General features: G+C 68.2%; 11 protein-coding genes and 6 pseudogenes. 10 read left to right on the top strand and 7 right to left on the bottom strand.

Features of this window, described 5'->3' with window-relative positions; translation table 11 throughout:
• Positions 1 to 248: 248 nt before the first annotated feature.
• On the top strand, positions 249 to 593 hold the full coding sequence (locus tag EJ357_RS01240; protein WP_228472891.1) for a PadR family transcriptional regulator: 345 nt from the start codon (positions 249 to 251) through the stop codon (positions 591 to 593).
• A gap of 71 nt (positions 594 to 664) precedes the next feature.
• Positions 665 to 1426 (top strand): HD domain-containing protein, encoded by a 762-nt coding sequence (locus EJ357_RS01235; protein ID WP_175647258.1) that lies wholly within the window; start codon positions 665 to 667, stop codon positions 1424 to 1426.
• An 842-nt stretch (positions 1427 to 2268) separates the two neighbouring features.
• Here the strand turns inward: EJ357_RS01235 and EJ357_RS01230 are convergent.
• Positions 2269 to 2466, bottom strand: coding sequence for a MerR family transcriptional regulator (locus tag EJ357_RS01230; RefSeq protein ID WP_228472890.1), 198 nt, complete (start codon positions 2464 to 2466; stop codon positions 2269 to 2271).
• A 150-nt stretch (positions 2467 to 2616) separates the two neighbouring features.
• Here EJ357_RS01230 and EJ357_RS01225 point away from each other — a divergent pair, with 150 nt between their 5' ends.
• The 4 genes and pseudogenes from EJ357_RS01225 to EJ357_RS01200 all read left to right on the top strand — a co-directional run bounded on the left by EJ357_RS01225 (position 2617) and on the right by EJ357_RS01200 (position 6663).
• Positions 2617 to 3471, top strand: coding sequence for an NAD(P)-dependent oxidoreductase (locus tag EJ357_RS01225; protein WP_228472889.1), 855 nt, complete (start codon positions 2617 to 2619; stop codon positions 3469 to 3471).
• Entirely contained in the window at positions 3468 to 3896 is a 429-nt protein-coding gene (locus EJ357_RS01220; RefSeq protein ID WP_126387768.1) for a PPOX class F420-dependent oxidoreductase, read from the top strand. The genes EJ357_RS01225 and EJ357_RS01220 overlap by 4 nt, the downstream gene beginning before the upstream one ends.
• Positions 3897 to 3948: 52 nt before the next feature.
• Positions 3949 to 4056: pseudogene (locus EJ357_RS01215) on the top strand (IS481 family transposase); the annotation flags it as partial.
• Positions 4057 to 4743: 687 nt separating this feature from the next.
• On the top strand, positions 4744 to 6663 hold the full coding sequence (locus EJ357_RS01200; protein WP_126387766.1) for a hypothetical protein: 1920 nt from the start codon (positions 4744 to 4746) through the stop codon (positions 6661 to 6663).
• 103 nt (positions 6664 to 6766) lie between these two features.
• On the opposite strand, the gene EJ357_RS01195 is transcribed toward EJ357_RS01200, so the two are convergent.
• Both EJ357_RS01195 and EJ357_RS48035 read right to left on the bottom strand, forming a co-directional pair.
• On the bottom strand, positions 6767 to 7096 hold the full coding sequence (locus tag EJ357_RS01195) for a hypothetical protein (RefSeq protein ID WP_126387764.1): 330 nt from the start codon (positions 7094 to 7096) through the stop codon (positions 6767 to 6769).
• Positions 7097 to 7414: 318 nt separating this feature from the next.
• A complete protein-coding gene (locus tag EJ357_RS48035) occupies positions 7415 to 7570 on the bottom strand; it encodes a hypothetical protein (protein ID WP_175647257.1) in 156 nt (51 codons plus the stop codon).
• Positions 7571 to 7750: 180 nt separating this feature from the next.
• Here EJ357_RS48035 and EJ357_RS01190 point away from each other — a divergent pair, with 180 nt between their 5' ends.
• Complete coding sequence (locus tag EJ357_RS01190) at positions 7751 to 8206, top strand: VOC family protein (RefSeq protein ID WP_126387762.1); 456 nt, start codon at positions 7751 to 7753, stop codon at positions 8204 to 8206.
• Positions 8207 to 8410: 204 nt separating this feature from the next.
• Positions 8411 to 8812, top strand: a complete 402-nt coding sequence (locus EJ357_RS01185) for a DUF6896 domain-containing protein (protein ID WP_126387760.1) — start codon at positions 8411 to 8413, stop codon at positions 8810 to 8812.
• A 14-nt stretch (positions 8813 to 8826) separates the two neighbouring features.
• Here the strand turns inward: EJ357_RS01185 and EJ357_RS01180 are convergent.
• The 3 pseudogenes from EJ357_RS01180 to EJ357_RS01170 all read right to left on the bottom strand — a co-directional run.
• Positions 8827 to 9203, bottom strand: a pseudogene (locus EJ357_RS01180) (transposase); the annotation flags it as partial.
• Between the two features lie 102 nt (positions 9204 to 9305).
• Positions 9306 to 9974: pseudogene (locus tag EJ357_RS50675) on the bottom strand (transposase); the annotation flags it as partial.
• Positions 9975 to 10189: 215 nt separating this feature from the next.
• A pseudogene (locus EJ357_RS01170) lies at positions 10190 to 10484 on the bottom strand (transposase); the annotation flags it as partial.
• Positions 10485 to 10575: 91 nt separating this feature from the next.
• Here EJ357_RS01170 and EJ357_RS01165 point away from each other — a divergent pair.
• Positions 10576 to 10971, top strand: coding sequence for a hypothetical protein (locus EJ357_RS01165; protein ID WP_126387758.1), 396 nt, complete (start codon positions 10576 to 10578; stop codon positions 10969 to 10971).
• Here EJ357_RS01165 and EJ357_RS48925 read toward each other — a convergent pair.
• Positions 10946 to 11059, bottom strand: a pseudogene (locus tag EJ357_RS48925) (DUF5063 domain-containing protein); the annotation flags it as partial. The gene EJ357_RS01165 and the pseudogene EJ357_RS48925 overlap by 26 nt on opposite strands.
• 233 nt (positions 11060 to 11292) lie before the next feature.
• Between EJ357_RS48925 and EJ357_RS01155 the strand changes: the two are divergent.
• A pseudogene (locus tag EJ357_RS01155) lies at positions 11293 to 12059 on the top strand (transposase).
• The last annotated feature ends 15 nt before the right edge of the window (positions 12060 to 12074 follow it).

Genomic DNA, 12074 nt, shown 5'->3' with positions numbered 1-12074 from the left:
CGGCGGCCTCTGCGCGCCGGAGGCTCCCACGCTTTGCGGTCGTTGCGGTGTTCTGGCCGAGGCATGCCTGCTGCAGGGCTGCATCCTCGCCGCTTACTGGCGGGGCCACTCAATCTGATCAGTTACAGGACAGCCTTGAGGGCCAGACGTGACGCTGCCCCCGCCGCACCCTCGCAGCAGGAGCAGAGCCGCTCACGACCTGTCACTTACTCTAGACAACCTGTATATAGGCTATGTAGAGTACGAGTATGGGTAGTCTGCGTATGACCCTGCAGACCCAACTGGTCCTGCGGGCTTTGCTGGAAGACCCCGCCACACAGCGCTACGGCCTCGAGCTGTGCGAGCTGGCGGGACTGCCGTCGGGCACGATCTATCCGATCCTTGCCCGTCTGGAACAGGTCGGCTGGGTGGACAGCACCTGGGAAGACCCGGCCGTACACGAAGAAGCCGGCCGTCCACGCCGCCGCTTCTACCAGATCACTGAGGACGGCGCCGAGCAGGCCCGTGACGCCCTCGCACACGCCTACCGTTCCCGCAAGCAGCCCCTGCCGGGGTGGGCTGCCCGTCCGGTCAGCGACGGGGGAGTGTCATGACTGCCATGCGGCGCCGGTCAGCGACCCGACCGAACAGGCGCCGTCCCGCCGCCCCGACCCTGGGCAGTCTCTTGGCCGTTGCGCGCACGCACCACCCCGACGCCGACACATCGCCCATCCAGCACGCCCACGACGAGGCAGCCGTCTGGCACGAGGGCCAGACCCGCCGCAGTGGGGATCCGTTACTCAGCCACTGCTTGGCAGTCGCCGTCATCGTCGCCGGTGTCGGCATGCCACCGCCCGCGATCTGCGCGGCCCTGCTGCACGACGTCGTCGACACGCCCTGCCCGCCCGGCCGCGTGAGCGAACTCTTCGGGCAGGACGTAGCCGATCTGATCTGGGCCGTCCGCACCGCCGAACTCAGCGCGATCCCGCTGGGGAGTCTCACCTTTGACCACGCGAGGCCCGCGGTCCAGCCGACGCATGAGGAGGCCGTGCTGGCGATCCGCCTCGCCGACCGGCTGCACAACATGCAGACCATCGCATTCCTGGCGCCGGCCAAGCAGTACCGCAAAGCGCGCGAAACCATCGACGTACTGGTGCCCCTGGCCCGGTCAGCAGGCCTCACCGACGTGAGCCGTGAACTGCACGATCTGTCCGCCGCCGTGCTGCGGCCGACGACCTCCGCTTCCGCCGTCGCCCCACGCCTGCTGACCCTGCTCACCCTGCTGCTTCCCGCCCCGCAGCGAGCACGATGGCAGGAGGAATGGCACGCTGAACTGGCCACCCTTCCCACCCGCCGCACTCGCATCCGATTCACTTTCCGCGTCCTGCTCGGCGCACCCAGCCTTTCTCTGACGCTGCGTCGCCCGGCCTGCCGGGAACGGCGATGATGAGCGCTACGGCCCGCATCGGCGGTGTGCTGGGCGCGGCAGCCGCTTTCGCAATCGCGATGGCGCGCGGCGGCCTCTCCGCCTGGGCGACCGGAGCACTCACGGCCGGCGCCCTGGTCTTGGTCGCGGTGGTCCTGTTCATTCCCAGCGAGACACCGGCCCGCCGTCTGGGCCACCTGATCCAGGCATGGCGCCTTCCGGCCGAAGCCCCCATGCGGCCTGCGCCGGCTCAGCCTCCTGCTACACCACCCCAGCCTGCCCCGGACGGCAGATAACAGCCCAGCCCCCCGGCTGCTGCCAACTGGGCCCCGACCAAACGCACAAGGACAGATGGGCCAGGCACACGCGTGCCTCAACCCGTGCCGAGTCCGGTGTCACCCGACTCCTTACGCGGCCCTGGAGCCGCGTTCACGAGGCGAGCCCCTCACGCCGTTGGCCGCCTCGCGAACTACGGCGATCTCTTCGCTGAAGTCGGCCACTTGCTCGGAGGCCCCCTCCTGATCGCTTTCAGCCCTGCGCGACGCAGTTCCAACAACGGGCCCACATCTGCCGGGGAGAGGCTGAGGCCACGGAGGCTGAGGCCACAAGCGCGAAGGTGCTCGGGCATACCGGGGACGCACTCGGCCGGGCAACGGAATGGCCGCGGAGACTGCCATCCACCACGGCCTCAGAGAGACCAGCTCGACCGCCATGAGATGGGGAGAAGACGCCACATTGCAACTGAGCCTTCGAAGAGCGGCGGCGAACCGCCTGGCTGTTGTGGGGTGGGACGTTGCTGACGTGTAGATCACGTTGTGCGGCGGGTTGCATTCCCCTTACGCCGCGCGTGTGAGGGAGCAGGGTCACCTGGTTGCGTACGTTGACGGTGCGAGCGAGCCGGTGTTCAGTTCGGTGACTCGGATGTAGGAGTCGAGCGCTTCTCGTGACCGGGGCAAGGTGTCGATCTGGCGGTCGAGCTTGCTCCGGCGCTGGCGGAGCGCAGCTCGTGCCGGAGTCAAGAGCCCTTGGGCCTCGTAGTAGCGCAATTGATGCGCCGGCACATCGGTCCGTCAGCTCAGCTCAGCTCTGCTCACCGATCGGCATGCTGATATCTCCGGGTCGTTCTTGACCTTCATACCGGTGTCAAGGTTGAGGATACGGGCATGACCAGTTCAGAACACGATCACGCAGGATCCGATCAGGCTGGATCGGTGACCTTCCTCGGTTTGGGGCTGATGGGGCACGCCCTGGCCGACACGCTCCTGGCTGCGGGGCGCCCGACGACGGTGTGGAACCGCTCCACTGACAAGGGCGCTGACCTGATCGGCCGCGCTGCACGCCGAGCAGGCTCGGCAGGCGAAGCGATCACAGCCAGCTCCCTCGCCATCGTCTGCACCGCCCACAACAACGCCGTCCGCGAGCTTGTTCAACCACTCGCCGCCGAGTTGCGGGGCCGCACGCTCATCAACCTGACGTCCGGGTCATCGAGCGAGGCCCGCGGCATCTCCGACTGGGCTGCCGGGCACGAGATCGCCTATCTCGACGGGGCAGTCCTGGCTGTCCCCGACGGCATCGGTACCGATGAGGCCGCCATCGTCTACTCCGGCGACAAGGATGCCTTCGACCAGCACAACCCCGTGCTGCGCAGGCTGGCCACCCCCACGTTCCTCGGCAACGCCCCAGGCCTCGCCGCGCTCCACGACGTTGCTGTGCTGGGCATGATGTGGCACATCCTGAACGCCTTCCTCCACGCAGCCGCACTCCTCCAGTCGGCAGGAGTCTCCGCGACCCCACTCACTCCTGTCCTGGAAGGCGGCATCGCCACCACCACCGGATGGCTCGCCGACTACGCCGAGCAGATCGACGCGGGAGTCTTCCCGGGAGACGATTCCACGATCGCAACCCACTTGGCCGCCATGACTCATCTCATCGACGAGAGCGGCGCCCATGGAGTCAGCACCGATCTGCCGCTTCAGATGAAGGCGATCGCCGACCGTGCTGTCGCCGAAGGGCTCGGCCAGTCGGGCCATGCCGCGATGATCAGCCAGTTCCGGAGCCCAGAATGAGCCATGACCACCACCTTCGGGAGCTCCTGGCTTCCAGCTCGCTCGGTGTGCTCGCCACACTCAGGTCCAACGGCAGGCCACAACTCTCGCCAGTCCAACCCACCTACGACAGGCGCAACGACGTCATCCTGATTTCGACCGAAGATGGTTTCGCCAAGACCCACAACCTTCGCCGAGACCCACGTGCCGCGCTCGAGGTCACCAGCGAGGACGGGCGCGCCTGGGCCACTGCTGAAGGCGTGGTCACGCTGCACGGACCCGGCACCGCGCATGACGATCCTGCTGTCGAGGCACTGGTCAACTACTACCGCACCGCAGCAGGCGAGCACCCGGACTGGGACGAGTACCGGCAGGTGATGGTCGCCGATCGGCGAGTTCTCATCGAGCTCCACATCGACCACATCTACGGCGACAAGATCGTATGAACCCCATTCATCCCCACAACCACCCACGTCGGATTGAACACCAGACCCCGAAGTGACCCACGAGAACGCCCACCTCGGCAGTGAAGGACGCCGACGACGGGTCGAGCGGTGTCGTACTCGTCCAATCGCACATGTCGCTGCCGAGATGGGAATCTCGCGGGCCTGCTGAAAGTTTCGACCAACGCGTCGGCGGGCGTGCCGAGCCCGGCGTCATCGGTGTCGGGCGGGGCGAGGGACACCGAGATCATCAGGCAGTGCGAGACACCTCGGTTCAAGAGCACTGCCCAGGCGCCCGCCGAGCTTCGGCCCAGGATCGGCTCGGCCGGCAGCCGAGCCATCCCTCCGAGCGTCTGGCCGTGCCGGGCGAAGAGTTCGTCTCGCGGGTCGAAGTGGACGAGGTCCGCCAGGACGTGACTCGAGACTGCCATCGTTGGTGAAACCACCACTGACAACTGCTAACAGCATGGGCGCGGGGAACCGCACCCAGAGGTATCCCGGCTCGCCTACGCCGCCTCTTGGTCCCCGCCGTCCAGGCGTCCGGAGGTGGGCTTGAGCTGGGAGAGCCGGCGGGCAACGCGAAGTTGGCATTCTCGGCCCGCCCCTACGCCAAGCGCGCCGACGGCCTGCTGCCGGCCGAGAGCGCCTACTGGCAGCTCTCCCTGGATCCCGCCGATGCCCGGGCCCGCGCGGCCGAAGTCGCCGCGGACCGCGCCCGCCGACGCTTCGGGCCGCAGGCCGTACGGCCGGCCATGCCTTGGCGAACTGACCGATCTGATGTCTGGGTAGGGCCGGTTGCGCCTGGGCTGAGGGCCTTGTCCCACCGCAAGTCGGCGGGGATCATGACCGCGTGCAACACCGAGAGGAACTCCACGAACTGCTCCCATGCGCCGGACTCACGGTCGTCGAGGACATGCGCCCGGGCAGCCTGTTCCCGCCGGAGGCCGGCTGGCGGATCGCGCGGGGGATCGCGGCGCCGGACGGCGCGGTCCGGGAAGCGCTCGACGCCGCGTGGTGGCGCCGCCTCGCGGATGCCGACGGCGAGTTCCTGGTGGCCGTCCTCGGACATCGGATCGGCGGCAACGACTCCTGGTGGACCCGGGTCCGCTACGCCGGCGGCGGTGTGCCGGGGCTGACCGCCGACCCCGGCTTCGTGGCGCTCTCCCTCGACGGGCAGGTGTTGCTGGCGGAGGTGCCAGGCGCGGACGGGCCTCGGGTGACGGCCCTCGACCGACTGTCGGAGCGGCTGGAGGAGGCTGCCGCGGCCGCCGGGCGCGAGACGGAGGTCGAACGCGCCGAGGTGTGGGCGGCTGTGCCCGGCCGGCCGGCATGGCCTTTGCACTGGGCGGAGGGGATCGGGTCCAATCCGGCCGTGCCGGACGAGCTGCTGATCCGGCTGCTGGATGTGGAGGTGGGCTTCCTGCACGGCTGCGACCGGCCCGCCGTACTCGACGCCGCCGTGGCGCATCCCGATCCGCGGGTGCGCTCGAGGCCCGCGGACACCTTCCGGCCCAAGCTCACGTCCGATCAGTGGGTACGCCTGGTCCGCGCCGAACCGTCGCCGAGCCGGCGAGTGCTCTGGGCCGAGCATGCCTGCGCCTGGGGCGTCGACCTCCCCGGGGACCTGTACGACGACCTCCTCGCCGGCCCGTCCCGCGCTCAGGCCGCCGAACTCCCGGGGCTCCCAGCACACCACCTCCCCAGCCTCGCGGCCGACGCCGATCCCCAGGTGCGGGCGACTGCCTGCGTGCGGTGGGAAGACCTCGCCACGCAGCTGCGGGCGCGACTGCTGGCCGACACCGACGACGCGGTGCGTACGGCGGCGTTGCTCGCCCACCACACCGGCGTCCCCATGCCTCGCGAGGTCTTTGCCGCGCTGCCCGCGCCCTGGCGTGCGCTCGAACAGTGCCGTCTCTCGCCCGAGCTGGAGGCGGAGCTGGTTCGGGACGGGGACGCGGAGGTACGCCGAGCGCTGGCCGCCAACCCGCGGCTCAGTGCACACAGCGTCGCCGTCCTGGCGGAGGACCCGTACGACGACATCCGCTCGGCGGTGGCACTGCGGCCCGACCTCGACGAGGAGCAGCGGGCCGCGGTGCGCTACGACTTCGACCCGACGTCGATGTCACGCACTCTGCCCTGGGTCGAGGGCCTGCACGGTGACGCCGACGCGATGCGCCGCCTCGCCGTATCGTCCCATCCGCTGATCCGCCGAAGCGTGGCCCGTGCCCGGCATCTTCCACCGGACGTCGTGGAGCGTCTGGCGCGGGACGAGGACCGGACGGTCCGCCTGTTCCTCGCCGAATCGTGCGATGACGCGCCGGCCGAGATGCTGCTGGAGGTCTGGCGCTGGTGGGACGGCAGCTTCACTCACCCCGACCGCCCCCGTAGCCACCCCAACTTCCCCCGTACGGGCCTGCTGCGCTACGCCGGCGACCCCAGTGGGCGGATGCGCCGCCTGGCCCTGGACGATCCGGAGTCCACGCCTGCCGACATCGCACGTCTCGCCCGCGACCCAGAAGCCGAGGTGCGCCGCCGCGCGGCCGAGGACCCCCGGCTGTCACCGGCCGACGCGGTGCGGCTGCTGAACGACCCAGCGGCCCACGTCCGCGGGACCGCGATGCGTAATCCGCGGCTGCCGGCCCGCGTCCTTGCCGGGCTGCTGCACGACCGCGACACGGCACCCGCGGCGGTCACCAATCCGGCGATCCCGGTCCCCGTCCTGCACCGCATCCTGGCCGCGGCCGCGGCAGCCGTGGCAGCCCGGCGCTGACACACCGCCACCCCGCCGGGCGGACGTGGCGGTCTGACCCTGAGCTCCGGCACACTCCCGCCGGGCGGCTCGAGTTGGCCATGAGTCCTTCGAGGTGGGTGAGTCAGTGGGAGGAGGCGAAGCCCTCTGACTGGTCGAGATGGAATGGTGAACCGGGGCTTTCGGGTGCCCATCCGCTGGCGCGAGCAGTGCGAATGCTGTCGGCAACATCGGAGGGCCGGACGGGGTTGGCCTGTGTGCCGAGCCAGTTGCTTGGGTGCGGCTGGTTGGTAGTGATCACCAGCGTGGTGCCGGGAGTCTCGGCGTGCTCGACTGCATAGGTAAGGGGCGACGAGACCAGTCCCTGGTCGTAGGTGGGCCTTCGGCGAAGTCTCCATCGGTAGGTAGTGCCGTCGACGGATATGCGCCGCGACCCCTTTTTCACCAGTGCCATGCCCACGTCCTTTCTCACGGCGACGATAGTGAACGGCCACTGGTCATGTCGCGCGGGTTTCCCTCGAGCGAGTCAGCCTCTGCGGATGGGAATCACGTCCGGGCTTGTTGCTGGAATGGGATGGTGTCCCGCCGAGTGGCGTAGCGGGTCGAGGGTCGTGAACGCGCCGGTGTGAGCCCGGGGGTGCTTCCGCTGTGGGGGAGCGCTCCCTGAACAGAGGCAGGACATCGCGCAAGTCTCCCTCGTGAACGGGCAGTTCGACCGGATGAGGACAGGATGGCCTTGTACCGGTCTGATCTGATGCGGCTACTGGATTCGCTACGTACGGCGACGGAGTTGGGTCACCGTCGGCGTCTCCCTGTTGGGATGAGGCAGGCGCATACACACCGTGCCCGAGGCCTTGGCGATGTCGATCGCTGCGACGCGCTCCACCAACTCCGCAGCCTGGTCCGGCACTTCCGTATCCGCATGCACTTTCCAGCGCTCCTCCCCAGCTCGGATGGCCATCGGGGGCGGCTGACCGGGAGCGGAGGAGTACCGGCGTCGGCGGCAGCCGCACTTCCGTCTTTCACGCCGGCGAGGCGTCCCGTCAGGGACATGGAGGACTGTTGTGAGAGTGGGTCGACTGTCAGACCTGCCTGGGATGCTCCGAGGATGGAAATGACAGTGCAGCTGACGATCGACTGCTCCGATCCGCAGAGAATGGTGACTTTCTGGGCCGAGGCCCTGGGCTATGTGCCTGAGCCTCCGCCGGGCGGGCACGCCACGTGGCGTGCTTACTGGGCGGCGGTAGGGGTACCCGAGGCAGAGTTGCCGGCCGGTGCCGGGGACATTCCGGAGTCGATCATCGATCCCGCGGGACGTGGACCGAGGGTGTGGTTCCAGCAGGTTCCGGAGCCGAAGGCCGCCAAGAACCGGTGGCACTTCGACCTGAAGGTCGGTGGGGGCCGTGACGTCCCACCGGACGTCCGCACACAGCGGGTCAAGGCTGCGGTGGAACAGCTGGTCAAAGCTGGTGCCACCGTGCTGCGGATCAAGGATGAGCCGGACATGGGGCTCTACGCCGCCGCCATGCAGGACCCCGAGGGCAACGAATTCGACGTCGTCTGAGGGCCATTGCGAAGGTGCTGGTCATAGCCACTCGCTTTCGGCTGCGACCAGCACCGTCGACTCGTGGCGGACGGAGAGCCTGTCGGACCTCGTGGCCACTGCCCTGTGCCTGTTAACTGATCGTTTCAGAATGCTGTCCTGCGGAGACGCTGGCGGCCGCATGGAACAATCCCTTCAGCCACGGGCTCGAGGGGATGACGCTGTATGGAACGCGTGGGGGCTGAGCGAGACCTCGTGCTCGGTTACGTCCACGCTCTGAACGCGATTGACGCGGCCATGAGGGTGGCGATCCCCTCGCTTGAGCGAGTGGCAGATGTCCTCGGCCTGGCCCGCTCGCGCCGGCTCAGCCGGAGAGGACACATCGGGTCCTACTCCTACACGGTTCATGGGGCAGGGTGCCGCTTCGTGTGTGACAACGGTACTGAGGTCGATGTGGACTTCGCAGCCGACGGGAGCGAAGTCTTCGACCTCTGGCGGCTGCGCTGGTTTGGGCTGAGCCTGCCGGAGCCTCTTGATGTCACAGATCAGGACCTGCGGTCCGCAGTGTGGTCGCTGCAACCGCTTCTGATCGAAGTGCGGCCGGGGTGGTTCAGCGTAGCCAACTGATCGTTTCGGCATGAGGTTTGCAGACGGCGCAGGCATGTGAGGCTGCAGGCAAGTCCGAGCAGGCCTTGATGGAGGTCGGCACGTCGCTCGTAGCGGGTGCGGAGCCGTCTGAACTGGTGCAGCCAGGCGAAGGCGCGCTCGACGACCCGGCGCACCAGGCCCAGTCCGGAACCGTGGGCGACGCCGCGTCGCGCGATCAACGGCTTGATGCCCCGCTTCCACAGCAGGCGGCGGTACTTGTCGAAGTCGTAGCCCCGGTCCGCATATACAGTCGCCGTGGCGTGCGGCGGGGATGTCCCCGCAGACCCCGAATCGGCGGGACCGCGTCGAGCAGCGACAGAAGCTGGGTGACGTCGTGCCGGTTGCCGCTGGTGAGGGTGACGGCGTGCGGGGTTCGGTGACGGTCGACAACCAGACATCCGATGCGTTTAAGGAGTCAAGCTGTCGTCGCGAGGACCGGTTCGGGCTGGGTGGGAAATGCGATGGCCTCGTCCTAGCGGACGCGGTTGCCGAGGCAGTGGTGGAGGCAACCGACCATGCGGTTGAAGAGATTGCGCAGGGCGGAGATGTGGCGGTCGCCGTGGGTGCGTCTGCGGTCGTAATGGGCTCTGGCGCCGGATGAGGCAGTCAGGGAGGCGAAGGCCCAGATGTAGCCGGCAGCGGCGAGGCGCTGGTTCTTGATGCGGCGGGCCTTGACGGACATGCTCTTGCCGGATGCCCGGGTCACCGGTGCCGCTCCGGCGTAGGACTTGAGGGCCCGGGCGTCGGCGAAGCGGGACCGGTTGTCGCCGATCTCGGCAAGTATCCGGGCTCCGGTGAGCGAGCCGAGCCCGGGAAAGCTGGTGATGATCTCGGAGTCCGGGTGCCCCTCAAACGTCTCCACCGCCGCTTCGGCAAGTTCGTCCGCGCTGGTGCAGGCGGCATCCAGCTTCCGCAGCAAGGTCACAGTCTGTCGGCCCATCGCCTCCTCGACCAGCGGAAGTTGGCGCATCTGCGGGCTGCGCAGGGCTGCGCGAAGACGTGTCGCCTCGGCTTCGATGCCACGCTGCCGACCGGCCCGCTTCAGCACGGCTCGCAGTTGGGCTCTGGTCAGACCGGCGGCTCGGGCCGGAGTGGGCGCGGCGGCGAGGAGCGCGCGTGCAAGGGGCGAGCACAGTCCACCAAGTTCAGTGCTGCTGTGTCCCAGGACCAGCTGAAACAGTCCGAAGAAGACGCTGACCTGGCGCTTCGCAGACAGGCATTGCGTGTATCCATCTGGGAGGACGAGAACGGTGGAGCCCCCGTCGTACACGTCTTGAACGGATCGTCGGATCCGGTGTACCGAAGCGCTGTCCCATAAATGATCTACGACGGGTTCGTTGACCTGCCTGCCCTTCGTCACCCGGCGAGGGCGAGGTTGTGCAGGCGGGCGATGCCGAGCATCGCGTGGTGGTCGCCATCGCCCTTTGAGACGGCAGTCGCGGAGGATCTTCCAGGTCTTCATCCGGGCGAAGGCGTGCTCGACGCGGGCACGGACCTTGCGGTGAGACGCGTTGTGTTCCTCTTTCCAGGGCGGGAGTTCGGTCTGGCCAGGTTCGCGGCGGTGCGGGATGGCCAGGCCGGTGCCGCGGTAGCCGCCGTCGGCGATCACGGTGGCGGTGCCGACGGCGTCCTTCGCTCCGGACAACTCCCACGTGTCCACCCTGACATCTGTCAGGTACCCGCCCGGCAACGCCCCCTGGTAGGCATGAGACATGTCAAACAGAGCCAGGAAGGGAACCACCATGAGGAACAAGCTCCGCAATCTGCTGGCCGTGGCCGCCGTCGCCGCTGCGACCGGCACCACCGTGCTCACGGGCGCGACCGGCGCCTCCGCCGCCGCTCAGGCGGACTGGGCCGGCTGCCCGGACGGCAACGTCTGCATCTACGCCGAGGGCCGCTACAGCAACATCGGCGCCGGAGACATCACCAACAAGTACTTCCGCTACGGCACCTACAACCTGTCGAACCAGGTCAACGAGCACTGGGTCCTGAACAACCAGAACGGCCCGTTCGAGGACGCATACGTGAAGCTGTGCACCGGTTACAACGGCACCGGCGACTGCAGCAAAGTGCTGGGTCCCGGCTACGGGGAGTACCTGAACCTGACCCCGATCAACTCGATCGTCCTGTACCGGTAATTCCCAGCGGTCCCGCGATCTCCTCCGCCATCACCCGGCCCGCCTCGAACTCCAGCGTCTCGTCCCCCATGGCCTGGTCGGTGTCGAGGCGCTTGCCGATCCCCGTCTGCGCAGGGCAGTTGGCGCTCCGAGAACGACGTCGACGGTGGCGAAGACGTGCCGGAGGACACTGGCGGTGAGGACGGCCAGGAGATCAGACAGCAAGGCCCGGACCACAGCGGTCCGGGCCTTCCTCGTCGCCCGGGACCAGACAGGAAGGCAAGCTAACCGACGGTCTAAAGGGTGTCCCGTAAGTGATCTTGCTTTGCGATGATCTCGACCGTGTCAGGCGTGATCACGGCGTCCGAGCCGTCCTGGATAGCCCCGTTCACCGGTCTGAGCCCCCGCGCCTTCGGCAGGTTGGTGACCGCTCTGCGTCGCGAGGGTGCCGACTTCCCGGGCCGGGGCCGGCCGTGGAAGCTGTCGTTGGAGGACCGGGTGCTCCTGGTCGCCGCGTACTGGCGGACGAACTTGACGATGCGGCAACTGGCCCCGCTGTTCGGGTGTCGAAGTCGGGCGCGCACCGGGTGATCGACGACCTCGGCCCGAGGTTTGCGCTGCGTCCACGCCAGCGGTTCGCCAAGGACGCGGTTCTGATCGTGGACGGCACCCTGGTACCCACCCGGGACCACAAGGTGGCCGAGCAGTCGAAGAACTATCGCTATTCCACCCATCATCAGGTGGTCATCGACGCCGACACCCGTCTGATCGTGGTGATCGGCCGGCCGTTGCCGGGCAATCGCAACGACTGCCTGGCCTGGGCGGAGTCTGGTGCGAAGTCCGCCGTCGGCAACACGATGACCATCGCCGATGGCGGCTACCCGGGTACCGGGCTCGTCATGCCGCATCGCCGCCGCAAGGGAGAGGATCTGCCCGACTGGAAACAGGCACACAACAAGTCCCACAAGCAGGTTCGCGCCCGCGTGGAGCACGTCTTCGCCCGGATGAAGACCTGGAAGATCCTGCGCGACTGCCGCCTGAGAGGCGATGGAGTGCAGCACGCGATGCATGGCATCGCCCGCCTGCACAACCTCGCCCTGACCGGATAGCCCCCCGCAGGGGAG

Origin of the sequence: Streptomyces cyaneochromogenes (assembly GCF_003963535.1) — a bacterium.
Classification (GTDB): Bacteria; Actinomycetota; Actinomycetes; order Streptomycetales; family Streptomycetaceae; genus Streptomyces; species Streptomyces shaanxiensis.
Note: the sequence above shows the minus strand (reverse complement) of the source record. Positions and strands in the feature narration are given on the sequence as shown.